22 protein-coding genes are annotated in these 24044 nt (G+C 66.8%); 12 read left to right on the top strand and 10 right to left on the bottom strand.

Annotated features, from left to right (window positions below; translation table 11 throughout):
* Positions 1-79: 79 nt before the first annotated feature.
* Together CIW53_RS07380 and CIW53_RS07375 are read right to left on the bottom strand one after the other, a co-directional pair.
* Positions 80-502, bottom strand: coding sequence for a DNA polymerase III subunit chi (locus CIW53_RS07380; protein WP_149364029.1), 423 nt, complete (start codon positions 500-502; stop codon positions 80-82).
* A 23-nt stretch (positions 503-525) separates the two neighbouring features.
* On the bottom strand, positions 526-2013 hold the full coding sequence (locus CIW53_RS07375) for a leucyl aminopeptidase (protein ID WP_149364028.1): 1488 nt from the start codon (positions 2011-2013) through the stop codon (positions 526-528).
* 100 nt (positions 2014-2113) lie between these two features.
* Between CIW53_RS07375 and lptF the strand changes: the two genes are divergently transcribed.
* The 3 genes from lptF (at position 2114) to ltaE (ending at position 5686) form a co-directional block, all read left to right on the top strand.
* On the top strand, positions 2114-3244 hold the full coding sequence (gene lptF, locus CIW53_RS07370; RefSeq protein WP_149364027.1) for an LPS export ABC transporter permease LptF: 1131 nt from the start codon (positions 2114-2116) through the stop codon (positions 3242-3244).
* A complete protein-coding gene (gene lptG, locus CIW53_RS07365; RefSeq protein WP_149364026.1) occupies positions 3241-4350 on the top strand; it encodes an LPS export ABC transporter permease LptG in 1110 nt (369 codons plus the stop codon). Before lptF ends, lptG begins: the two co-directional genes overlap by 4 nt.
* 316 nt (positions 4351-4666) lie before the next feature.
* Positions 4667-5686 carry a low-specificity L-threonine aldolase gene (gene ltaE, locus CIW53_RS07360; protein ID WP_149364025.1) on the top strand — a complete coding sequence of 340 codons (1020 nt, stop codon included), beginning with the start codon at positions 4667-4669 and terminating at the stop codon, positions 5684-5686.
* 161 nt (positions 5687-5847) lie between these two features.
* Here the strand turns inward: ltaE and phaZ are convergent, their stop codons facing one another.
* The 3 genes from phaZ to CIW53_RS07345 form a co-directional block, all read right to left on the bottom strand.
* Positions 5848-7101: a polyhydroxyalkanoate depolymerase gene (gene phaZ, locus CIW53_RS07355; RefSeq protein WP_149364024.1), complete on the bottom strand. Its 1254-nt coding sequence runs from the start codon at positions 7099-7101 to the stop codon at positions 5848-5850.
* 90 nt (positions 7102-7191) lie between these two features.
* The gene (locus CIW53_RS07350; protein ID WP_149364023.1) at positions 7192-7959 is read right to left on the bottom strand and encodes a methyltransferase domain-containing protein; all 768 of its coding nucleotides are present in this window, start codon (positions 7957-7959) and stop codon (positions 7192-7194) included.
* Between the two features lie 70 nt (positions 7960-8029).
* A complete protein-coding gene (locus CIW53_RS07345; RefSeq protein WP_149364022.1) occupies positions 8030-8533 on the bottom strand; it encodes an RDD family protein in 504 nt (167 codons plus the stop codon).
* 50 nt (positions 8534-8583) lie between these two features.
* Here CIW53_RS07345 and xerD point away from each other — a divergent pair, with 50 nt between their 5' ends.
* The 6 genes from xerD to CIW53_RS07315 all read left to right on the top strand — a co-directional run bounded on the left by xerD (position 8584) and on the right by CIW53_RS07315 (position 17094).
* Positions 8584-9501 (top strand): site-specific tyrosine recombinase XerD, encoded by a 918-nt coding sequence (gene xerD, locus CIW53_RS07340; RefSeq protein WP_149364021.1) that lies wholly within the window; start codon positions 8584-8586, stop codon positions 9499-9501.
* A 79-nt stretch (positions 9502-9580) separates the two neighbouring features.
* Positions 9581-10339, top strand: a complete 759-nt coding sequence (locus tag CIW53_RS07335; RefSeq protein WP_149364020.1) for a DsbC family protein — start codon at positions 9581-9583, stop codon at positions 10337-10339.
* Between the two features lie 147 nt (positions 10340-10486).
* Positions 10487-14350: a phosphoribosylformylglycinamidine synthase gene (gene purL / locus CIW53_RS07330; RefSeq protein WP_149364019.1), complete on the top strand. Its 3864-nt coding sequence runs from the start codon at positions 10487-10489 to the stop codon at positions 14348-14350.
* 29 nt (positions 14351-14379) lie between these two features.
* Entirely contained in the window at positions 14380-15123 is a 744-nt protein-coding gene (locus CIW53_RS07325) for a hypothetical protein (protein WP_149364018.1), read from the top strand.
* Between the two features lie 77 nt (positions 15124-15200).
* Positions 15201-16088, top strand: a complete 888-nt coding sequence (locus CIW53_RS07320; RefSeq protein ID WP_242451805.1) for a glycosyltransferase family 2 protein — start codon at positions 15201-15203, stop codon at positions 16086-16088.
* Positions 16089-16200: 112 nt separating this feature from the next.
* Positions 16201-17094, top strand: coding sequence for a DMT family transporter (locus tag CIW53_RS07315; RefSeq protein ID WP_149364016.1), 894 nt, complete (start codon positions 16201-16203; stop codon positions 17092-17094).
* Here CIW53_RS07315 and CIW53_RS07310 read toward each other — a convergent pair.
* From CIW53_RS07310 to CIW53_RS07300, 3 genes are all read right to left on the bottom strand, one after another.
* Positions 17082-17600 (bottom strand): DUF2127 domain-containing protein, encoded by a 519-nt coding sequence (locus CIW53_RS07310; protein ID WP_149364015.1) that lies wholly within the window; start codon positions 17598-17600, stop codon positions 17082-17084. The genes CIW53_RS07315 and CIW53_RS07310 overlap by 13 nt on opposite strands.
* A 178-nt stretch (positions 17601-17778) precedes the next feature.
* On the bottom strand, positions 17779-17973 hold the full coding sequence (locus CIW53_RS07305; RefSeq protein ID WP_149364014.1) for a YbdD/YjiX family protein: 195 nt from the start codon (positions 17971-17973) through the stop codon (positions 17779-17781).
* 11 nt (positions 17974-17984) lie between these two features.
* Positions 17985-20057 carry a carbon starvation CstA family protein gene (locus CIW53_RS07300; protein ID WP_149364013.1) on the bottom strand — a complete coding sequence of 691 codons (2073 nt, stop codon included), beginning with the start codon at positions 20055-20057 and terminating at the stop codon, positions 17985-17987.
* Positions 20058-20217: 160 nt separating this feature from the next.
* Here CIW53_RS07300 and CIW53_RS07295 point away from each other — a divergent pair, with 160 nt between their 5' ends.
* The 3 genes from CIW53_RS07295 to CIW53_RS07285 all read left to right on the top strand — a co-directional run bounded on the left by CIW53_RS07295 (position 20218) and on the right by CIW53_RS07285 (position 22291).
* Entirely contained in the window at positions 20218-21015 is a 798-nt protein-coding gene (locus CIW53_RS07295; RefSeq protein WP_149364012.1) for a DUF4197 domain-containing protein, read from the top strand.
* Positions 21016-21201: 186 nt separating this feature from the next.
* Positions 21202-21738, top strand: a complete 537-nt coding sequence (gene def / locus CIW53_RS07290) for a peptide deformylase (protein ID WP_149364011.1) — start codon at positions 21202-21204, stop codon at positions 21736-21738.
* 184 nt (positions 21739-21922) lie between these two features.
* Positions 21923-22291 (top strand): hypothetical protein, encoded by a 369-nt coding sequence (locus CIW53_RS07285; protein WP_149364010.1) that lies wholly within the window; start codon positions 21923-21925, stop codon positions 22289-22291.
* 9 nt (positions 22292-22300) lie between these two features.
* Here the strand turns inward: CIW53_RS07285 and CIW53_RS07280 are convergent, their stop codons facing one another.
* On the bottom strand, positions 22301-22846 hold the full coding sequence (locus CIW53_RS07280; RefSeq protein ID WP_242451804.1) for a helix-turn-helix domain-containing protein: 546 nt from the start codon (positions 22844-22846) through the stop codon (positions 22301-22303).
* Positions 22847-22897: 51 nt separating this feature from the next.
* Complete coding sequence (locus CIW53_RS07275) at positions 22898-23830, bottom strand: DUF2268 domain-containing putative Zn-dependent protease (protein ID WP_172969607.1); 933 nt, start codon at positions 23828-23830, stop codon at positions 22898-22900.
* Between the last annotated feature and the right edge of the window lie 214 nt (positions 23831-24044).

The following is a 24044-nucleotide window of genomic DNA, read 5'->3' as shown; positions in this document are numbered from 1 at the left end:
AACACCACCTGCGGGCCTTCCAGTCATCATGACGGCGGTGATACTTGATCAGCGTTGCCCCAGGAGCCCGGGCTCCTGGCTACATGTCGTTCTTGTGCAATTCGAAGCCGAGCCGCTGGTACTCGCGCCAGCGCGCGCGCGAACCGTCGCGTTCGGCCGGATCGGCGGCCACCACTTCCAGCACGCGCTGGTAACGGCCGACGGCGCAGGTTTCGCGCAGGTTGATCAGCAACGGCCGATCGGCCGTCTCGATGCCCGGCGGCACGATCAGCACCGCGGTGTCCGCATCGTCGTCGTCGCCGGCCAGTTGATGCGGGATCATCACGTCGTCATCGAACGCCCACAGCAGCTCGTCGATGGCTTCGGCCTGGGCGTAGTCGCGGGTCAGGATCAGCGTCGGCTGCTGCGCCGCAAACGCCTTCTTCGCCAGCTCGCAGACCAGCAGCAACGGCTGCTCGCGAAAGCGCGGCTTGTCGATCAGGTAGAAGTCGGCGCGTGGCATGGCAGGTCGGCTCCTTGGTGCGCTCAGCCAGCGCGATCCAGCAGCCACTGCGCCAGCAGCGCGACTGGCCGACCGGTGGCCAGGCCCTTGCGGCCGTCTTCCCACGCGGTGCCTGCGATGTCCAGGTGCGCCCAGCGCTGGCCGTCGGTGAAGCGCGAAAGGAAGCAGGCAGCGGTGATCGCGCCGGCGCTCTTGCCGCCGATGTTGGCGACGTCGGCGAAGCCCGAATCGAGCTGGGTCTGGTAGTCGTCCCAAAGCGGCAGCCGCCAGGCGCGGTCGAGCGTTTCTTCGCCGGCGGCGAGCAGTTCGGCGGCGAGGTCGTCGTGCTTGCTCATCAGGCCAGTGGCGTGCTTGCCCAGCGCGACCACGCAGGCGCCGGTGAGCGTGGCGGCGTCGACCATGGCCTGCGGCTGGAACGTCTGCGCCGTGTACGTCAGCGCGTCGCACAGGATCAACCGACCTTCGGCGTCGGTGTTCAACACCTCGATGGTCAGCCCGGACAGGCTGGTCAGCACGTCGCTGGGACGATAGCTGTCGCCGTCGGGCATGTTTTCCACGCTCGGCACCACGCACACCAGGTTGAGCTTGAGGCCCATCTTCACCGCGGCGACGAAGGCGCCGAGCACACCGGCTGCGCCGCCCATGTCGAACTTCATCTCCTCCATGCCGGCGCCGGGCTTCAGGCTGATGCCGCCGGAGTCGAAGGTGACACCCTTGCCGACGAAGGCGTACGGCTTGTCGCCGTCGTTGCCGCCCTTGTATTCGAGCACGATCAGCCGTGGCTTGTTGACCGAACCGCGGCCCACCGCCAGCAGCGAGCCGAAGCCGAGTTGCTCCATCTCGACCTGGTCGAGCACCTTGCAGCTGACGTTGTCCTGCCCTCGCGCGAAGGCCTGCGCCTGCTCGCCGATATATGCCGGGGTGCAGATGTTCGGCGGCAGGTTGGCCAGCTCGCGCGCGAAGCGCACGCCTTCGGCGATGGCGACGGCCTGGTCCAGCCCGATCTGCGCGTCGGCACCGGCGGCGAAGGTGATGGATTTCAGTTGCGCCTGTCGAGGCTTCTCGCGCGGCTTGAACGTGGCCTCATAGCGATAGGTCGCGTGATCGCTGGCCAGTGCGGCGATACGCACGCGCCAGGCACTGTCGCGACCGGGCACATCCACCTCGGTCAGGAAGGACACCATCTCGGCGATCGGCAGCTTGCCCGCGGCCCGCGCCGCTTCGATATTCACCTTCTGGTAGCGCGCGGCATCGAAGGACTTCTGCGCGCCCAGGCCTACCACCAGCACGCGCCCGGCGGCGACTCCCGCCGGTGCGAACAGCAAGGTGCTGCTGCCTGCCTTGCCGCTGATGTCGCCGCTGTCCATCTGGCGCTTGATCAGGCCGCCGATGGCGCTGTCGACCTGCGCGGCGGCACTGGTCAGCACGCCTTGCTCGTATACGCCGACCGCCACGCACGCGCACGCAACGGTTTCGGGAGCGGCGTTGCCGAGACTGAACTGGAGTGTCATCTGGATGTTTCCTGTATCGGCCCGGCAGAGGCCGGACAGGCTAGAATTGCGGCTTTCCGGCCCGATCGGGCCGCGGTGGGTAAGCGGACAAGTTTATCGCATGCTGAGCATTCTCGACCGCTATTTCCTGCGCGAGCTGGCGCAGACCGTGGCCGCCACCGTCGCGGTGCTGCTGGTGATCGTCGCCGGCAGTGCCTTTGCCAAGGTGCTGCAGCAGGTCGCCAGCGGCGGTTTTCCGGCCAGCGTGATGTTCCAGGTGCTGGGCCTGCGCACGCTCGACGGACTGACCAACATGCTGCCGCTGGCCAGCTTCATCGGCGTACTCATGGGCCTTGGCCGGATGTATCGCGAGAGCGAGATGCACGTACTGGCTTCTTCCGGCATGGGTCCGCGTGGCCTCCTGCGACCGGTGCTGATACTCGGCGTGGTGCTGGTGTCGATCACTGCGCTGGTGGCGTTGTGGCTGGGTCCGTGGGCGGTGCGTACCAGCGACGCCATGGTCGCGGCGGCGAACCGTTCGGTGATCGCCGCCGGGCTGGACGCCGGCCGCTTCACCAACCTGCCGGGCAAGGGCGGCATCATCTTCGTCGACAGCCTCAGTCGCGACGGCAGCAAGCTCGGGCGTACGTTCGTCGCCACCCAGAGCGACAGCAAGCAAGGCCCGCCGCACTTGAAGGTCGTCAACGCGGCCAGCGGCGAGCTGTATCAGGAGAGCAACGGCGACGGCCGCTTCATCGCGTTCAAGGATGGCTGGCAATACGACATTCCGCTCGGCGCCGATAACTGGCGGCAGATGCGGTACGCGCGCAACGACACCGCGCTCTCCAACGTGCAGGCCGATGACGACGACGACCCGGCGCACTCGAAGGACAGCTGGGCGCTGGCCCGATCCGACGACCCGTCCGATCGCGCCGAGTTCGCCTGGCGCGCGAACGCGCCGCCGTTGACGCTGGTGCTGTTGCTGCTGGCATTGCCGCTGTCGCGGCAAAGCCCGCGCGAACCGAAGTACGGCCGGCTGCTGCTGGCGATCGTCACGTTCTACCTCTACTACTTGCTGCTGGCACTGGGTCGCGCGCAGATCGGCAAGAACCACTGGCACAACGAGGGGCCATTGTGGGCGCTGCACGCGCTGGTGCTGGCGCTGGCGCTGTGGATGCTCTGGAAACAGTATTCGCCGCGCAAGCCGCGCCTGTCGCCACCGCGCCAGCCAACCACGGGGGCGCCGACATGAGCTTTTCCCTCGCCGGTGCGTTCACCATCAAGCGGGTCGACCGGCTGGTGGCGATGAGCGTGCTCGGATCGCTGCTGATGGTGTGGCTGGTGCTGACCGGTTTCGACGCGATGAGCACCCTGCTGCGTCAACTTGGCGGCAAGCACGGCGAGAGCATCGGCAGCGCGGCGCTGTACGTGCTGGTGACGTTTCCGCGCCGGGCCTACGAGTTCTTCGGTTACGCCGCATTGATCGGTGGCCTGCTCGGCCTCGGCGGCCTGGCCGGCACCGGCGAACTGACGGCGCTGCGCGCGGCCGGCATGTCGCGTTTGCGCATTGCCGGGTCCGCGGTCGGCGTGGTCGCGGTGCTGATCGTCGGTGTGGTGATTCTCGGCGAGACGCTGGCGCCATGGGGCGACCAGCAGGCGCAGACGATGCAGCTGCGGATGAAATCCAGCACGCTCGGCATGGACACCGACAGCGGCCTGTGGGCGCGCGATGGCGACCACATCATCAACGCGCGCGGCACGGTGCTCACGTCGAAAAACGGCGTCAGCGCGGTGCAGCTGAGCGACGTGCGGATATTCACCTTTGCCGCCGACGGGCAGCTCGATCGCCTGCAATGGGCCCGCACGGCCGAACACGACGGTCACCAGTGGATCCTGCACGACGTGCGCAGCACCACGCTGGATGCAACGGGCACGCATTCGCGCATCATGGCCAGCGAACCCTGGCAGTCGAGCCTGAACCCGCAGGTGCTGGCGCAGTCGGTGATCCAGCCGCAATACCTGTCCATGCGCGACCTGCGCCGCAACATCAATTACCTGGAAAGCAACGGGCAAAGCCCCGGCACTTACGCCGTCGCGTTCTGGGGCCGCGCGCTGTACCCGCTCAACGTGCTGGTGCTGGTGCTGTGCGTGATGCCGTTCGCGTTCGGCGCGCTGCGCTCCGGTGGGCTGGGCAAGCGCATGTTCATGGGCATCCTGCTGGCGCTCGGCTGGTACTTCCTGCAACAGGCGATGGTGAACTTCGGCACCGTCTACGGCATGCCGCCGCTGCTGGCCAACCTCTTGCCGGCGACGATCCTGACCTTGGCTGCGTGGCTGTACTTCCGCCGACGCGTGTGACGGCAAGGGGAGTTCTCGGGGCGGTGGTGGGAGCGACTTCAGTCGCGATGCTTCTGGAGTTCTGCGGCGGCTTGCGTATAGAGCATCGCGACTGAAGTCGCTCCTACATGCGGGAAAGTCCAGCGCAACTCGCCGCGCTTGCTGAGTGCGCACCCTGGAAAAGCGGTGCGCCTTCGCGGCACGAAAAGTGGAAGTTTTGCGCTCAAGCAAGCGCCATTAGTTACCGGCACTCGTCCCGGCCTGGTGTTCATGCAGGCTTGAACGAAGCCGCCGATGCAGCCAAGCTCCCTTTCTTTGCCAATGTCTGGGGTGCATCGTGGAATGGGTTGATCTGCGCAGCGATACCGTGACTCGTCCCACCGCCACGATGCGCGCGGCGATGCTGGCGGCCGAGGTCGGCGACGACGTCTACGGCGAAGACCCCACGGTCAACGCGCTGCAGCAGCGGCTGGCCGGCGAGCTCGGTTTCGACGCCGGCCTGTTCGTGCCCAGCGGTACACAGTCCAACCTGCTGGCGTTGCTGGCGCACTGCGAGCGCGGCGACGAATACCTGGTCGGCATGGACGCGCACACCTACAAGTTCGAGGGCGGCGGCGCGGCGGTGCTCGGATCGATCCAGCCGCAGCCGATCGTGCAGGCGGACGACGGCACGTTGCCGCTGGACCGCATCGAGGCGGCGATCAAGCCGGTCGATCCGCATTTCGCGCGCACGCGTGTGCTGGCGCTGGAAAACACCTGGCACGGTCGCACGCTGCCACTGGGCTACCTGGCCGCTGCGCACGACGTGGCGCGCGCGCATGGGCTCGGCCTGCATCTGGATGGCGCGCGCCTGTTCAACGCGGCCGTCGCCTGCGACGTGCCGGCGCGCGAGATCGCGCGGCATTTCGATACGGTGTCGATCTGCCTTTCGAAGGGACTCGGCGCGCCGGTCGGCTCGGTGCTGGTCGGTTCGCAGGCGCTGATCGACAAGGCGCGCCGCTGGCGCAAGGTCACCGGCGGCGGTTGGCGGCAAGCCGGCATCCTCGCCGCGGCGGGGATGCATGCCCTGGATCATCACGTGGCACGGTTGGCCGACGATCATCATCGCGCGGAATATCTGGCTGGACGCTTGCGCGAGATTGCCGGCATCGACCTGCTTGGCCAGCACACCAACATGGTATTCATCGACGTGCCCGCCGAGCGACTGGGGGATCTGGACGTCCATTTGCGTGCCGCCGGCATCCGCATCAGCATCGGTTACCTGCCTACGCTGCGCCTGGTCACGCATCTGGATATCGACGATGACGGCATCGAGCGCACGGTCGCCGCGTTCCGCGAGTTTTTCGCGCGACACTGACTGCTCCATCTACTCGCCGGAGAGAGGGGCGGGGTGAGGGCGCTCTTGCGCCTCGTTCTGCGCGATCTCAAGAGCAAAAGCTTTCGTCCTCCTGCGGAGGGCGAAAGCTCTTCGCTCTAAAACAATAGAACGCGCCGCTGCATCAGATTCCGTGCAGACGACTACTTCGCCGCCTGGTCGAACTTGCGGATGAAGTCGCGTACCTGCGGATACACCGTCTCGCGCCAGCGGCGGCCGCTGAAGATGCCGTAGTGGCCGGCACCTTCGATCACCCTGTGCGCACGACGCTTCGCCGGGATGCTGCTGCACAGATCGTGCGCCGCCTGGGTCTGGCCGAGGCCGGAGATGTCGTCCAGTTCGCCCTCGATGGTCAGCAGCGCGCTGCGCCTGATTGCGGACGGGTCGACCCGTTCGCCGGCGACATCCCACAGCCCGCGTGGCAGCAGGAATTGCTGGAATACCTTCTCGATGGTGTCGAGGTAGAACTCGGCCGGCATGTCGAGCACGGCGTTGTACTCGTCGTAGAACTTGCGATGCGACTCGGCATCGTCGAGGTCGCCGCGCAGCAGGTCCTGGTAGAAATCCCAGTGCGAGTTCAAGTGGCGGCTGGGGTTCATCGCGATGAAGCCGGCGTGCTGCAGGAAGCCGGGATAGACCTCCCTGCCTCGGCCGGGGTAGTTCGACGGCACGGTGTGGATCACGTTGCCGCGGAACCACGACAGCGGCTGGTGGGTGGCCAGGTTGTCGACGCTGGTGGGGCTGCGGCGAGGGTCGATCGGGCCGCCCATCATGGTCAGGCTGCGCGGCGTATCCTCGCCGCGCGCGGCCATCAGCGATACCGCCGCCAGTACCGGCACGGTCGGCTGGCACACCGAGATCACGTGCAGCTCGCGTGCGCCGATGTGACGGATGAACTCCTCGATGTACGCGACGTAATCGTCCAGCGAGAAGGTGCCGGCCGAGGTCGGCACCATGCGTGCATCGACCCAGTCCGTGATGTAGACCTTGTGCTCGCGCAGCAGCGTGCGCACGGTATCGCGCAGCAAGGTGGAGTGATGGCCGGACAACGGAGCGACGACCAGCACGACCGGGTCGTTCTTCATCTTCGCGATGGTGGCCGGGTTGTCGCTGAAGCGCTTGAAGCGCTTCAGCTGACAGAACGGTTTGGCCAGCGCGATCCGCTCGATCACCGCGATCTCATGATCGTGCGCGGTGGTGCCGTGGATGCCGAACTCGGGTTTCTCGTAGTCCTTGCCGAGGCGATGGATCAGCTCGTATCCGGCTGCCATCCGCTGGGCGCCGGGCATCTGCGCGAACGGGTTGCCGTGGTCGTTGAGCATGCGCGCATTGGCTTGCGCGAAATAGCTCAGCGGGCCGAGGAACGAGCGCTGCCATTCGTGGATCTGATAGAGCATCGGAGTGGGTTTGCCGCAGGCGAAAGGCGCCATCTTAGCGCCGTTTTCCGTTCGCGTGTTGCGACGCCGCAATGATCGCGCCGAGGGCAATCAGTGACTTGGCGCCGGGGCCGGTTGGTATCTGCAGCGCAGCAGCAGTTCGTCGACGCCGCTCGTGTCGCCCAGACCGTCGCGCCATTGCAGCGGCTTCTGGAAGTACAGGCCGAGCGGCATGAACACGCGGTTGTACCACCACATCGCATGCTCGCGCCGGTGGATGAGGCACCACTGGCCGAGGTCGAGCAGGCGCGAGGATTTCGGCTGCATGCCATAGATCGCGCTGCGCTCGATGGTGAAGCCGCGTGCGGCAAGCCGGGCCACGATCTGTGCCGGTTCGTAGCGCCGGCAATGGCCGACGAATTCGTCGAACGCGGTCCACGCCTCCGGATGCAGCGGCACCGACAGCAGCACGCTGGCGCCGGGTGCGGCGACGCGTGCAAGTTCGGCCAGTGCGCTGTCGTCGTCGGCGACGTGTTCGAGGATGTCCAGCGCGCAGATCAGGTCGAAGCTGGCGTCGGCGCAGGGCAGGGCGCCGATCATGCCGTGCACGGCCGTAGCGCCGCTGGCGTGCAGCTGACGCAGCGCGGCATGGCTGAGGTCGACGAAGCAGGTGTCTTGCAACGGCAGTCGCGGGCGCAGGCCCGGGGCCACTTCCAGCCGGCGCGGCGCGGCGCCGGCCAGTTCCCGCAGCAACGGCCAGGTGTTGAAGCGTTCGGGCCCGATCAACTTTGCCTGCGACCACAGCGATTCATAGAAGCCGCGATTGGTGCGGATCAGTTCGGCATCGCTGCGGCTTTCCGCCGGAGGTGGAGTTGGCATCGTCGGGTTGAATCCTGAAGCATGGACTGAAGTGTGGCGAGGTCGGGCGAGCAGCGAGCGCTCTCCTCGACTATTCGAGCAGGCGAATCTCGGTGCCCGCCGCAAGATCGTGCAGGGCGCGCCGACGCGAATCGAACAAGGCCACGGCGAACCAGCCGATCCACGCGATCAGCAACATCCACAGCGTAGTCCGCAGCCCCATCGGCGCAGCCAGTGCCAGCAGCAGCATCGGTGCCGCCGCCACCAGTACGCGAATGATCGCTTGTCGCATCGTTGGCGTGCGGCCATCGCTGCGGGTGACCCGGATGCGCCACGGCCGCATCCCCACCGTCTGTCCGCCGCGCCGCCAGGAGCTGATGAAATACGCCGCCACCACCATGCCCTGCAGTGCCTGGTACCAGAGCGGTACGGTGACCTTCGCGCCGGTGCCGATCAGATGGCCACCGGTGGCCATCTGGCACAGCAGGCCGACCACCATCACGATGGCCGCCACGATCAGCAAATCATAGACGAGCGCCAACAGGCGGCGCCACAGCGGGCAAGGCAGGTTGGTGGTGGTGAGCGGAGTCGGCATCGGTCGTTGATCGCTTGCGTAGTGCGCGCGCAATGGCCAGCATCGTGCGCATGAAAAAGGAAGAAAGCCGCGCCAGTATCGCCGATGCCGACCAGCTGAGCATTGCCGCGTTCATCGAACGGGTGTGGTCCGAGGACGGCCTGGCCGATCGCACGCTGGAAGCCTATCGACGCGACCTGGAAGCCCTGGCCCGTTGGCTCGGCGCGCGCGGGCGGCATTTGCGCACCGCCCGGCGCGAGGATATTTCCGCGTATCACGGCGCGCAGTCGGGGGCGGTGCGCTCGATCGCGCGGAGGCAGTCGGCGTTCCGTCGTTATTACGCTTTCCTTGCCCGCACCGATGCGGATTTCGTGGATCCGACCCTGTTGATCGAACGGCCGAAGATGCCGCGCAGCCTGCCCAAGGCGCTGGCCGAGCGCGAGATCGAAGGACTGCTCGACGCACCCGATGCGACGACCCCGCTGGGCCTGCGCGATCGCGCGATGCTGGAGTTGATGTACGCCTCGGGCCTGCGCGTGTCCGAGCTGGTCGAGCTGCCGCTGGCCGCGTTGAACACGCGCCAGGGCGTGCTGCGGATCACCGGCAAGGGCGGCAAGGACCGACTGGTGCCGGTTGGCGAGGTGGCGCTGGAACACGTCGGCGCCTACCTGGCCGGAGCGCGTCCGGCGCTGGCGAAAGGCCGCCAACCGGTGGCGCTGTTCCTGAGCAATCGCGGCGAGGGCATGACCCGGCAGATGTTCTGGACGCTGGTGAAGCGCCATGCGCTGAAGGTCGGCATCCATCCGAAGCGGATCTCGCCGCACGTACTGCGGCACTCGTTCGCCACCCACCTGCTGAACCATGGCGCCGACCTTCGCGCGTTGCAGATGCTGCTCGGCCACAGCTCGCTCAGCACCACCCAGATCTATACGCTGGTGGCGAAGGAGGGCCTGAAACGGCTGCATGCGCAGCATCATCCGCGCGGGTGATGAAGGTTCAGGCGCCTGTGCGAGAATGGATCGTTTCCGCCGGCACTGTGCACGCGGATCGGCCCTGGTGAGGTTTGCGATGTTTAAGAAATTGGTGCTGGCGTTGTGTGTCGGTGGCTTCATCGCTGGCGCCTGGGCCGCCGAGCCGGCTGCGGGCGCCGTCACGCCGGCTGCCCGGCAGATCGTGCAGAAGGCCATCAAGACGCTGGCCGCCGGGGTCGAGATCGATTCGATCGAGCCGGCGCCGATGCCGGGCTTCTACCAGGTGATTGCCTCGGGCCAGATGCTTTATGTCAGCGCCGATGGCCGGTACCTGATCAATGGCGACCTGCTCGACCTGGGCAAGCATCAGAATGTCAGCGACGCCGCCTGGGCACGCTTCCGCAAGGCCGAGCTGGCCAAGGTGCCGGTATCGCAGCGCATCGTGTTTGCGCCGAAGCATCCGAAGTACACGGTCACCGTTTTCACCGACGTCAATTGCGGCTTTTGCCGCGCGCTGCATGGGCACATGGCCGCCTTCAACAAGGCCGGCATCGCGGTGGAGTACCTGGCCTGGCCGCGCGAGGGTGTGACCACCACGGCCGGTCGGCCCACGCCCACTTACACCGAAATGGTGTCGGTGTGGTGCGCCAGCGATCGCAAGGCGGCGTTCACCGCCGCCAAGGAAGGTCATGCGCCGAAGCCGGCCACCTGCGTCAATCCGGTCAAGGATCAGTTCGACCTGGGTGTCAAGCTGGGTGTCACCGGCACCCCGATGATCATTGGCGCCGATGGCCGCACCCTGGGCGGTTACGTCACCCCGGAGCAACTGCTGGCGGCGTTGCAGCAGGGCGGCTGAACCCGCCCGCGGTCCAGCCGCGGCAAAACGGGGCTGGACGACCACCTTCGAGCCAGCCTCCCGTTGCTTGCGGGCATGAGCCGGGTCGATGCCGTATTGCAGCATGGGTTAGAATAGGCGTTTCCTTCGCATAGCGCCGTTCCCCGCATGATCGCACTCGACGGGCAGAGCGCCCTCTCGCAGTTTCGCCTCGAACGTCTCAATGCCCGCCTGGATGCACTGCATCGTGGCGTGCGCGTGCAGGCGTCGTGGTTCGTCTACTTCATCGACGCCGACGTGGCGCCCACCGGGGCCTTGCGCCAGCGGCTGCTGGCCGTGCTGGAGGCGAAGGACGCCGCGCCCGAGCCGGCAACCCTGTGGGTGGTGCCGCGGCTGGGCACGATCTCGCCGTGGTCGAGCAAGGCCACCGACATCCTGCATGGCGCCGGTTTCGACGTCCGTCGCGTGGAGCGCGGACTGGCCTGGCTGGCCGTCGGTCTGCCGCCGGCCGGGGCGCCGGATCATGACGCGGTCATGGCGGTGCTGCATGACGCGATGACGCAATCGGTGCTGAACCGCATCGAGGACGCGCAGGGTCTGTTCCTGGCCGGCTCGCCCGGCGACCTGGTGCACGTTGCGCTCGGCGACGATCCACGCGCCGCGCTGGCCGGGGCGAACGCACGCCTCGGACTGGCATTGGCCGACGACGAGATCGAGTATCTGGTCGATCGATACGCCGAACTCGGCCGCGATCCCACCGATGCCGAACTTTTCATGTTCGCCCAGGCGAACTCCGAGCACTGCCGGCACAAGGTGTTCAATGCCAGCTGGACGGTGGATGGCGCGGAGCAGGACAAGACCCTGTTCGGCATGATCAAGCACACCCATCAGCAGTCGCCCGCGCATACCTTGTCCGCGTATTCGGACAACGCGGCGGTGATCGAGGGCAGCACCGGCAAACGGTTCTTCGCCGACCCGGCCGATGGCGTGTGGCGCGGTCACGAGGAGCGCATCGACTTCGCGATCAAGGTGGAGACGCACAACCATCCCACCGCGATCGCGCCATGGCCGGGTGCCGCCACCGGTGCCGGCGGCGAGATCCGCGACGAGGGTGCGACCGGCCGCGGCGGCAAGCCGAAGGCCGGGCTCACCGGCTTCTCGGTGTCCGACCTGCGCATTCCCGGCCATCCGCAACCGTGGGAGGTGGATCGCCCGCTGCCGCCGCGCATGGCCAGCGCGTTCGAGATCATGCGCGACGGCCCGCTCGGCGCGGCTGCGTTCAACAACGAATTCGGTCGCCCGTGCCTGGGTGGTTATTTCCGCAGCTACGAGCACGAGACCGGCGAAGCCGGCCTGCGCCGCGGCTACGACAAGCCGATCATGCTGGCCGGCGGCCTGGCCAACCTGCGCCCCGGCGACGTGCTGAAGCGCGCGGTGCAGCCGGGCAACAAGGTGATCGTGCTGGGTGGTCCGGCGATGCTGATCGGGCTCGGCGGCGGCGCGGCGTCGTCGCTCGCCGGCGGCGCGTCGAGCGCGGAACTCGACTTCGCCTCGGTGCAGCGCGACAACGCCGAGATGGAACGGCGCTGCCAGGAGGTGATCGACGCGTGCTGGCGCCTGGGCGAAGACAATCCGATCGTCAGCGTGCACGACGTGGGCGCCGGCGGCCTGTCCAACGCGATCCCCGAGCTGCTCAACGACGCCGGGGTCGGCGGCGTGATCGACCTGTCGAAGATCCCGTGCGACGACCCGTCGCTGTCGCCGATGCAGGTGTGGAGCAACGAGTCGCAGGAACGCTACGTGCTGGCGATAGGCCCGGAGAACCTGCCCGAATTCGAGGCAATGTGCGTACGCGAGCGCTGCCCGTATGCCGTGGTCGGCGACGCCACGGTGGAACGTCAACTGGTGCTGACCGATCCGCGTCGCGAGCTGACCGTCATCGATCTGCCCATGGATGTGCTGTTCGGCAAGCCGCCGCGGATGCATCGCGACGCGAAGCGGGTCAAGCCGCGCATCGATCTGGTGCCGGATCTCACCGGCATCGGCATGGACGAGGCGCTGCTGCGCGTGCTGCGCCTGCCCACCGTGGGCAGCAAGAGCTTTCTGATCACCATCGGCGACCGCACTGTCGGCGGACTGAACCACCGCGACCCGATGGTCGGTCCGTGGCAGGTGCCGGTGGCCGATTGCGCGGTGACCATCGCCGATTTCGACGGCTATGCCGGCGAGGCGATGGCGATGGCCGAGCGCGCGCCGGTGGCGTTGCTGAACAGTGCGGACGCAGCGCGGCTGGCGGTGGGCGAAGCGATCACCAATCTCGCCGCCGCGCCGATCGCCAATCTCGGCGAAATCCGGCTCTCTGCGAACTGGATGGCTGCAGTCAACCACCCGGGCGAAGATGCCGCGCTGTTCGACGCCGTCAAGGCGATCGGCATGGAACTGTGCCCGCAGCTGGACATCTCGATTCCGGTCGGCAAGGACTCGCTGTCCATGCAGACCGAGTGGCACGACGGCAGCACGCCGCAGCGTACGGTGTCGCCGGTGTCGCTGGTGATCACCGGTTTCGCGCGCGTCAGCGACGTGCGCCGCACGCTCACGCCGCAGCTCAGGCTCGATCGCGGCAACTCGATGCTGTGGCTGATCGACCTGGGTGCCGGTCGCGATCGCCTGGGCGGCTCCGCGCTGACCCAGGTGTTCAACCGATCCGGCGGCGTGCCGCCGGATCTGGATGACGCAAAGCGATTGCGCGCGTTGTTCGAGCTGATCCAGGAGGCGAACGCGGGCGGCCTGCTGCTGGCATATCACGATCGCTCCGACGGCGGCGTCATCACCACCTTGCTGGAGATGGCTTTCGCTGGCCATTGCGGCCTGGAAATCCATCTGGACGGCTGGGCCGAGGCGACCCTGCGCGCGCTGTTCAACGAGGAACTCGGCGCGGTGGTGCAGGTGGCCGAGGCGAATCGCGAGGCGTTCGAGGCGTTGCTGGTCAAGCATGGCCTGGCCGGCATCAGCCACCGCATCGGCCGGCCGAAGGAAAAGCTCGGCATCAAGCTGTTCCTCGGCGACGACACCCTGTTCAAGTGGAACTGGAGCACCCTGTTCAAGGCGTGGAACGAGACCAGCCACGCGATGCAGCGTCTGCGTGACAACCCGCTGAGCGCCGATGCCGAGTCGCAATGGCGACTCGACGATACCGACCCGGGCATCACGCCGAAACTCACGTTCGATCCGGCGCAGGACGTCGCTGCACCGTTCATCGGCAAGGGCGGGCGTCCGCGCATTGCGGTGTTGCGCGAGCAGGGCGTCAACGGCCAGGTCGAGATGTCCGCCGCGTTCACCCGCGCCGGTTTCGATGCGGTCGACGTGCACATGTCCGATCTGGCCAGCGGCCGCATCAGGCTGGCCGACTTCCGCGGTTTCGCGGCGTGCGGCGGGTTCTCCTATGGCGATGTGCTCGGCGCCGGCCGCGGCTGGGCCACCTCGATCCTGTACAACGACATGCTGCGCGAGCAGTTTGCGGCGTTCTTCGCCGACGAAGCGAAGTTCGCGCTGGGCGTGTGCAACGGCTGCCAGATGATGGCGCAGCTGAAGGAGATCATCCCTGGCGCGCAGCACTGGCCGAAGTTCCTGCGCAATGCGTCGGAGCAATACGAGTCGCGGCTGGTCACGCTGGAAGTACTCGACTCGCCGAGCATCTTCTTCAAGGGCATGGCCGGCTCGCGCATTCCGGTGGCGGTGGCGCATGGCGAAGGCCGCGTGAGCTTCCCGCATGCGTGCAGTCCGTCGAAGTCCAACGGGGCGGTGCGCTTCGTCGACAACCGCGGCAAGCCGACCGAGAACTTCCCGCTCAATACCAACGGTTCGCCCGGTGGCCTGGCCGGCTTCACCGCCGCCGATGGCCGCGTGACGATCATGATGCCGCACCCCGAGCGCGTGTTCCGCAGCGTGCAGATGAGCTGGCATCCGGAGCAATGGGGCGAGGATTCGCCATGGATGCGCATGTTTCGCAACGCCCGCGTGTGGTGCGGCTGACCACCCGCCACCCGTCGCGGCGCTGAGCGATGGCCGGGCAGCGCCGGCCGGGATGGAACGTCGTGCCAGCGGCGGCGTGGCTGCTGTCGATGGCGCTGTTGCCATGCTGGCTCGGCCTGCCGCTGCTGCTTGGGCTGGCGGCCACCGTGGTTCTGCTGCAGCAGCGGCTGGCCACTGCGCACGTCACGTCGATTCGCCGCGGATTGCGCTGGGGGCTGCCTGGCGTGTTGTTTGCCCTGCAGCGGGCGCTGGGTGGCGGTGCCTTTGCGTGGGGCGCGGCCTTGCTCGGTGCACTGGCCGGATACACCTTGCTCGCCGGGCTGGAAGCCTGGCTGGACCGGGGGTCGTCTCGCACACGGCCCGCGCCGACAGAGGTGCACGACTCGTGGCCCGAGCTGGCGATCGCGCCGATCGGACCGGCGGGGCGCATCATCGAATTGCAGCCGCCGATCTGGCAACAGGTGGCCGGGCATTTCATCGACCCCCGCCTGGGCAGCGCCGACTATCATGATGGCCGCTATCGATTCGCCGACGGCAACGAGATCGGCAAGGTCGGCCCGCACGCCACGTTCAGCCCGACCGGTCGCTGGTTCGTCGCGCGCCTCGGCCGCGATCGTGGCCTGCTGTTGTGGGATCGCGAGCGCGACCAGCGGATCGTGCTGCGTGGCTGGCAGCTGTGCGGCTGGCATTCGGAGCAGCCTTGGCTCAACCGGCGTGAAGACGACATCCCGCTGACGCTGCAGTCGGTGCTGGGCGAAGACGACCCCGATTGAGTCGGCGATCAGGTCGCATGCGCGATTTTTTTGCCCGGCCGGTTTTCCGGTCGCGTCCGCACGCGCATACTTGCGCCGTGGATACTTCCCCCTCCCCTCGCTCGCCGTTTTCGCTGGCGCTCAGTGTCATCGTGGTGGCCGCCGACAGCGGCCCGTCGTTGCGCGAGTGCGTGCGCCGGCTGCTGGCCAGCAGCGTGGCGCTGGAGCTGATCCTGGTCGACAACGATTCCAGCGACGGCGTGGTGCCGGCGATCGAACGCGCGCATGCCGCCGACGTGCGACTGAAGGTGATCTACAACCATCGCAACGTCGGCTTCGGTCCGGCGGTGAACCAGGGGGCGAGGGACGCCCGCGGCCAGGCCTTGCTGGTGCTCAATCCCGATTGCATGGTGGAGGACAACGACCTGCATCGGTTGCTGGCGATCCTCGCCGAGCGGCCCAAGGCTGGCGTCATCGGCGCGGTGGTATGCGATGCCGACGGCCAGCCGGACCCTGCATCCTGGCGGCGCGACCCCACCTTGCGGCGTGCGCTCAACAGCCTGCTCGGGCGAGCCGGCGAGCGCGTCAACATGGATCGGGACATACCGGCCGAAGTGATCGAGGCAGAAGCCGTGTCGGGTGCGGCGATGCTGTTGCCGCGTGCGATGTTCCAGCGCCTGGCCGGATTCGACGAAGCCTACTTCCTGCATTGCGAGGATCTGGACCTGTGCCGCCGGGTGCGCGATCACGGCTACCAGGTGCTGCTGGCCGGCGACGTGCGCGTGCTGCACGACAAGGGCAGCTCCAGCCGGCATCGCCCGGTATTCGTCAGCCGATACAAGCACCGCGGCATGTGGCGCTGGTTCCGCTTGCACGATCCGGCCGCGCGCAATCCGCTGCTGGCGGGCGTGGTCTGGTTGGGTATCTGGAGCCACTTCCTGCTGAAGGTTCCAGGCCAGTGGTGGCGTAGGGCGAGGAGTGAGTGAAGAGAAGTGAGAAAATGGAGGAGGCAAAACCGTCCCGTCGGGTTGCCGCTTTTCTCTCACTCCTCACTCCTCACTCCTCACTCCTCACTCCTCTCCACTCACTCCTGACTTCATGATCGCGCGCACCCTCACCACCCTTGCCACCCTGGGCCTGCTTGCGATGACCGCGGTATGGGGCTCGACCTTCGTGCTGATCAAGGACGTGGTCGGGCGCATGCCGGTGGCGGATTTCCTGGCCGTGCGCTTCGTGATCGCCGCGCTGACGATGCTGGCGCTGTTCGCGCGACCGGTGTGGCGACTCGGTCGACGACAAGTCTTTCGCGGCCTGTTGCTGGGTGTGATCTACGGCATCGGCCAGTTGCTGCAGACCTGGGGGCTGTCGTTGATCGCGCCCAGCGTCAGCGGTTTCGCCACCGGCATGTATGTGGTGTTCACGCCGATCCTGGCAATGCTGTTGTTGCGTCAGCACATGGCCGCGGTGACGTGGCTGGCGGTGCTGCTGTCCACCGTGGGGCTGGCGCTGCTGTCGCTCAACGGAGTTTCGGTCGACCTGGGCGTGTGGCTGACGCTGGCGTCGGCCGCACTGTACGCGTTGCACATCGTGTTGCTCGGCCAGTGGTCGCGCCAGGGCGATGCGTTCGGCCTGTCGGCGGTGCAGATGGTGGCGATCGCCCTGGTGTGCCTGCTCGCCACCGCGCCGCATGGACCGACCCTGCCGCCCGATCGCGGCGCGTGGTTCGCGGTGCTTTACATGGCACTGGTCGCCGGTGCCGGCGCGATGCTGATGCAGACCTGGGCGCAGTCGCACTTGCCGGCCGCGCGTGCGGCGATCGTGATGACCACCGAGCCGGTGTTCGCCGCCGCCTTCGCCGTGGCGCTGGGCAGCGACGTGCTCAGCTGGCGGATGCTGCTTGGGGGTGGTCTGATCCTGGCGGCGATGTACCTGGTCGAGTTGATGCCGCGCCGCGGTACGTTACCTGCCGAAGCGGTGCATCACGAGGTGTGATGCTTCAACGCATGTCGTGCCGCTCTCGTCTGCAGCGCGACGCGTACCAGATACACCACGATCGCCAGGTTGCCGATCACGGTCGCCAGCTTGAGCCAGCCGAAGCCGTGCAGCGTTTCGTACAGTTCCAGCGGGATCAGCGAGCCGGTGGCGATCACCGTGAACCACTCCGCCCAGTACTTGCCTAGCCACAGGCCGATGCCTTCGATGCCGAACAGCACCGCGTAGCCGAGCGCGACTGCGCCGACGGCGACGAAGCGGCTCGGTCCGAAATCCTGCAGCAGACCGACCAGTTTCCAGCGCAGGCCGTTGCTGTCGGCCAGCGAGAGATGTTCCAGCCAGTGCACCAGCTGTTCGAAATTCTGCTGGCGATCGAGATGGAATGCCGCCACTGCCACCAGGACCAGGCACACGGTCTTGACGATCTCGTAGATCGCGATGACGCGCAGGCCGGCGTGGTGCGCTGCCGGCGAGGCGATGGGGGAGGCGTTCTTGATCGGGGACATGACGGAAAACTGGACAGGCAATCCGCCCATTGTCCGCGCCTGCGCGGGAATGGCCAGTGCGCATTGGCATGGCACGCCGTTGCATCGTCTTGTGTGGGAGCGGCTTCAGCCGCGATGCTCTTGCTTTTGACCCCATGGCAAAGGCATCGCGGCTGAAGCCGCTCCCACGAAAACAACCTCAGCAGCAGCGCCCGCCGGTGCCCTTGTAGCGGGCCTCCTGCCGTTCGCGGAAGAACTCCTTGTAGCTGGGTACTCTGCGCTCGGGATGATGCTCGCGCAGATGCTTCACGTACACGTCGTAGTCGGGCACGCCGCAGCACAGGCGGGCGGTCTGCACCGCCCACTTGCGCACGGACTGGAAGCTGGCGTTCATCATGTTCTTCCTCAGCCGGCGACGCTGCTCAGTGCCACGTACGGTTCCTCGTGCGCGGTCGGGTGATTGGTTTTCCATGCCTTGACCAGGGCGCTCAGGCAGAACAGCACCATCGCCACGATCAGCAGCATGAACAGGCCGGTCAGCGCCATGTCGACGTAGTTGTTGGTGACGATGCGTTGCATCTCGGCCGCGCTCTTGGCCGGCGCCAGCAACTGGCCCTGCTGCATCGCGGCCGAGTACTTGTTCGCGGCGGCGGTGAAGCTGATCGGGCCGGTGAGCTTCTGGTAGCCCGCGGTCAGCGTGCAGATGATCAGCCACAGCGCCGGGATGCCCGGCACCAGCACGAAGCGCTCGCGTTTGAGCTTCACCACGACCACGGTGCACAGCATCAACGCGATCGCGGCCAGCATCTGGTTGGCAATGCCGAACAGCGGCCACAGCGTGTTGATGCCGCCGAGCGGATCGACCGCGCCCTGGTACAGAAAGTAGCCCCAGATGAAGACGCAGATCGCGGTGGCCAGCAGGTTGCCGGTCCACGATTCGGTCTCCTGCAACGGCTTGTGGATCAGCCCCGCGATCTCCTGGATCATGAAGCGGCCTACGCGGGTGCCGGCGTCGACGGTGGTAAGGATGAACAGCGCCTCGAACAGGATCGCGTAGTGGTACCAGAACGCCATCATGCCGCCGCCGGGGATGATGTTGTGCAGCAGCTGCGCCATGCCCACGGCCAGCGTCGGTGCACCACCGGCGCGGCTGAGGATGCTGTTCTCGCCGATATTTTTGGCCGTCTGAATCAATTCATCCGGTGTCACCACGAAGCCCCACTGGCTGATCGTGGTGGCGGCGTCCTGCACGGTGGTGCCGATGATCGCGCTGGGCGCATTCATCGCGAAGTAGACGCCCGGATGCAGCGAGGCGGCGGCGACCAGCGCCATGATCGCCACGAAAGCCTCCATCAGCATGCCGCCGTAACCGACCAGGCGTGCCTGCCCTTCGTTGGCGAGCAGCTTGGGCGTGGTGCCGGAGGCGATGATCGAATGCCAGCCCGAGACCGCGCCGCAGGCGATGGTGATGAACAGGAACGGGAACAGGTTGCCGGCGAATACCGGGCCGCTGCCGTCGATGAACCGGGTCACGGCCGGCATCTGCAACATCGGCGCGGACAGGAAGATCGCCAGCGCCAGCAGCGCGATGGTGCCGATCTTGAGGAAGGTGGACAGGTAGTCGCGCGGCGCCAGCAGCAGCCAAACCGGCAGTACCGACGCGCAAAAACCATAGGCGATCAGCAGCCAGGCCAGGGCCTTGGCGTCGAAGTCGAACAGCGGCGCCAGCGTGGCCGACTCGGCCACGTAGCGACCCAGCCAGATCGAGACCAGCAGCAGCACCAGGCCGATGATCGACACTTCGAGAATCCGGCCCGGCCGGAACCAGCGGAGATAGCCGCCCATCAGCAGCGCGATCGGAATCGTGGCGGCCACCGTGAAGGTGCCCCAGGGACTGTGCGTGAGCGCTTTCACCACCACCAGCGCGAGCACCGCCAGCACGATCATCATCAGCACCAGCACGCCGATCATCGCCACGATGCCGGGCAGCGGCCCCAGCTCTTCGCGCAGCATGTGGCCGAGCGAGCGGGCGTCGCGGCGCAGCGAGAGTCCCAGGATCATGAAGTCCTGTACCGCGCCGGCGAACACCACGCCGAACAGGATCCAGATCGTGCCGGGCAGGTAACCCATCTGCGCGGCCAGCACCGGGCCGACCAGCGGGCCGGCGCCGGCGATGGCGGCGAAATGGTGGCCAAACACCACCCACTTGTCGGTGGGCACGTAGTCGAGCCCGTCGTTGCGCAATACCGAGGGCGGCGCACGGGTGGGATCGAGCTGCAGCACCGAATGCTCGATGAACTTGCCGTAGAAGCGGTAGCCGATCACGAAGATCGCGATCGACGCGGCGACCAGCCAGATCGCGTTGATCGGCTCGCCCCGGCGCAGTGCGACCACGCCCAGGCAGAATGCGCCGACGATGGCGATGGCGACCCACATGATCTTGCTGGCCGGACTTGGCTTCGGGATGACGGCTTGCATGGGCGTTCTCCTCGGCAATGCCGCAAGAGTCGTACCGACGGTGGCGGTGGTCAATCCCGAAACCGGGCACCCGGCATTAGCCATTGGTCGAATAGCCATCCGCGCCGGCCACCGGTGGCGGGGTTACACTGGGTTTTCGCCGACTGCAAAGGAGTTCGTCATGCGTATTTCGGTTCGCTACGGTCTGCTGGGCCTCGTCTTCACGGCGGCCACGCTGCCGGTCGCCGCTGCCGGTTCCGGCCAGTTCAAGGATCTGTTGAACAAGGTCAAACAGTCGACGCACACATCGAATTCATCGCAACTGGGCAGCAACCTGCCAACCAGCGACATCGCCGCCGGCCTGAAGGAAGCGCTGGCCAAGAGCACCACCAACGCGATCAACAAACTCGGCCGCGACGGCGGCTTCTGGAACAACAGCAAGGTGCGCATCCCGCTGCCGGGCAAGCTGGAGCAGGCCGGCAAGTTGGCGCGCCAGCTCGGGCAGGGCGCCAAGGTCGATGCGTTCGAGCTGAGCATGAACCGTGCGGCCGAGAAGGCGGTGCCGCAAGTGGCGGAGATCTTCGGCGACGCGATCCGCAAGATGACCTTGAGCGACGCGCGCGGCATCCTCGCAGGTGGCGATCACGCGGCCACCGATTTCTTCCGCCGCGTCGCCGGCGACGCGCTGACCGCGCGCATCCATCCGATCGTGGCCAAGGCCACTGACAGCGTCGGCGTCACCCAGAAATACAAGGCGTTCACCTCCGGCAGCAGCGGTGGCGCGCTCGGCGGCGTGCTGGGCGCGCTTGGCGGCGGCAAGTCGGCCAAGGGCGGCAGCCCGCTGGACCTGGACGACTACGTGACCGCGAAGACGCTGGATGGTTTGTTCACCGAGATCGGTGCACAGGAACAGTCGATCCGGCACAACCCTGGCGCGCGCACCACCGACCTGTTGAAGAAGGTATTCGGCGGCAAGTGAATCGTGCGAGGTGTGCCATGCCCTTGCGGGAGGGGCTTCAGCCGCGGTGCTCTTGCGCTGGAGAGCCAGGAGCATCGCGGCTGAAGCCGCTCCCACATCCCTCCGTACCGCCGCACCGGCGCGTGAGCACGCCGGCATGACGCCGTTGCAGCTACATTCGGCAGTCCGATGAGCAACGAGGCTGCCATGATCCGCAACATCCTGAAAATGGGCGATCCGCGCCTGCTGCGCATCGCGCCGCCGGTACCCGATGCGATGTTCGGCAGCGCCGAACTCGACGCGCTGATCGCCGACATGTTCGACACCATGCAGGCCGCCGACGGCGTCGGCCTGGCCGCGCCGCAGATCGGCGTGGACCTGCAGCTGGTGATTTTCGGCTTCGACCATTCGGAGCGCTATCCCGATGCGCCCGAAGTGCCGCGCACGATCCTGCTCAACCCGGTGATCACGCCGCTGTCGCAGGACATGGAGGAGGGCTGGGAAGGCTGCCTGTCCGTGCCCGGCCTGCGCGGTGCGGTGAGCCGCTGGTCGCTGATCCGCTACGAAGGCGTCGACCCCAAGGGCGCACGCATTCAGCGCACCGCCGAAGGCTTCCATGCCCGCGTGGTACAGCACGAATGTGACCACCTGGTCGGCCGGCTGTATCCCTCGCGCATCACCGACTTCGGCAAATTCGGCTATGCCGAGGTGCTATTTCCGGGGCAGTCGCCGCTGGATGGCTGAACATCCCGGCCCGGCGGGCTCAAGTATGGTGCCTTCCTGCCGTTACCGTGGTCATGACGCCACGCCTGCATAGATCGCATGACGGTACGGGCCGACCGGGAGGCGCCGCGTCTCCGGTCGGCATGCCCGTTCGTGACGTCGGACGCGGCGCGATGGCGAGCGGCGCAAACGAGGGGGCCCGGACATGAATCATCACCCCAAGCTGCGGTCGGGCAACAACGTCGACTGGAACGATCCCCACCTGCAGTCGCTGCTCGACAAGACCGAAGGATGGAGCCTGGACAATCGCGGCGTGTTTTCGCCTGTGCCCTGCGAACTGCATGTCGGCTGGGGTGCGGGTGCCGCCCGTTCGGTGACCCTGGTGTACGAGCGCACGGGCATGATGGTGATCGAGGCGTGCTTCATCATCCATGCCGGCGAACAGGTTCGTGTCGACCGCATGCTGGGGGGCACGTTGAGTTCGAGTTGGGGCATCGTGGCGGAGGGGCGCGCGGGGAACCGCGCCGAGGATCTTGCTCATGGCATTCACGTGTATTGGGTGCACACGCGCTGATGTCCGATGTCACAGGACAAAGCGCGCGCGGTACGCTCCCGGGCTGATCCCGAGCTTGCGGCGGAAGTGATGGCGCAGTGTGATTGCGCTGCCGAAGCCGCACTCGTCTGCGATGGCATCGATGGACAGCGCGGAGCTTTCCAGCAGTTCGCGCGCGCGATCGACCCGTGCCGAGATCAGCCAGTCCGCCGGGCTCATGCCGGTGGCCTGCTTGAAATGGCGCATGAAGCTGCGTTCGCTCATTGCCGCCATCGCGGCCAGCTCGGCGATCGGCTGATGGCTGGCCTGCCGCCGGTGCATGGCATCGATCACTTTCGACAACGTGCTCGTCTCGCGCCGAGGCACCGGCCGCTCGACGAACTGGGCCTGGCCGCCATCGCGGTGCGGCGGGATCACCAGCCGCCGTGCGACCTGGTTGGCGATATCCGGGCCGTGGTCGCGGCGCACCAGGTGCAGGCACAGGTCCAGGCCCGCGGCGCTGCCGGCGGAGGTGAGCAACTGGCCTTCGTCCACGTACAACACCGCCGGGTCGACCGCGATGCGCGAGAAACCCAAGCGCCGCTTGTTCCTGCAGCTCGACGGCTGAAGCGGGTCATCTGCAGGTCGCTATCGGAGCGTCATGCCGGGATGCCATCCGCTCTTGGCCAGGAACGCCTTCGCGTCGCTCATTTCCAGGATGTCGCGCAGCGCGCGGCGCTTGTCCGTCGCATGCCGGTAATACGATTTGGCGATGCGATAACCGACCCAGTAGCCGAGGTCGCCCGGCTTGGTCAGGGTGCCGTTGTACAGCCATTTCGAAAGGTCGGTCTTGTCCTCGTCGGCGACGAAGGCGGTCTCGATTTCCGCCTCGCGTCCCCGGGTCATCGCCTCGAGATCGACGTTTCCGATGCTTCCGGAAATGAGCTCGGCGGTGAACTCGGCAGCTCCTTCTATCAGGGACTCCTCGAGCACGGTGGGTTTCGGGTCGTCGTAGAACGTCGGTGACTGCAGTGCCTGCTGGACGTGGGCATATTCATGCGCGAGCACATGCACGAAACGGTCTTCGACGTTCGGGTCGAGGTAGTTGACCGCGCACAGCGCCTCGAGCCCGATCATGACGCCGGACGCATCGGTGACGCCCACCGGCTTGCCCCGGCCGACGACGACCGTGACCGGTGCGAGCCGCATCTGCGGATAGCGGCGCGCCAGTTCGCCCAACGCCGTCTTCAGGCGCAGGCGCGCGGCAGGCAGAACGACCATGCAGCGTTTGGCGTCCGCGTAGATTTCCGGATGCGCTGCGATCGCCTTGGCCATCGATGCGCCGGTGACGTTGCGCAGTTCGGCGAGGCGATGAAGCCCGGCCGAGCCCGGGTCGAGATAGTCGTGCTGGAGCTGGCTGGCGGTGGGATGCCCATGCGCCGCGTCATAGATTTCGTAGAAGCGCCGGACATCCTCGATGTGGATCGCCGGCGCCGCCGCGGAGGCGTGCGGCGCGGGCTCGGCAGCCCGGGATGTCTGCGCTGTCGACACGCATGTCACCGCGCCGATGGCCAGCGCCATACTCAGCCATTTCATCATCGTCCGGTTCACCCGCAGCAAATAAAGATGGTTCAGGAATGCATCGCGCTTGTTTGTTCAAGCGCCGGGTGCAGATCACAAAGTGACGTTTCGCGCCTGCTTGAGCAAGATCCATTGGTCATGGCCTTCGCCTCGACGACGCATGTCATCCGCAATGCGTGCCGCAAGCGTGTCCGATATCCGGCAGTCGACGCGG

It is taken from the genome of Rhodanobacter sp. T12-5 (assembly GCF_008329435.1).
GTDB lineage: Bacteria > Pseudomonadota > Gammaproteobacteria > Xanthomonadales > Rhodanobacteraceae > Rhodanobacter.
The sequence above is the reverse complement of the archived record's forward strand: the minus strand, read 5'-3'. Positions and strand labels throughout refer to the sequence as shown.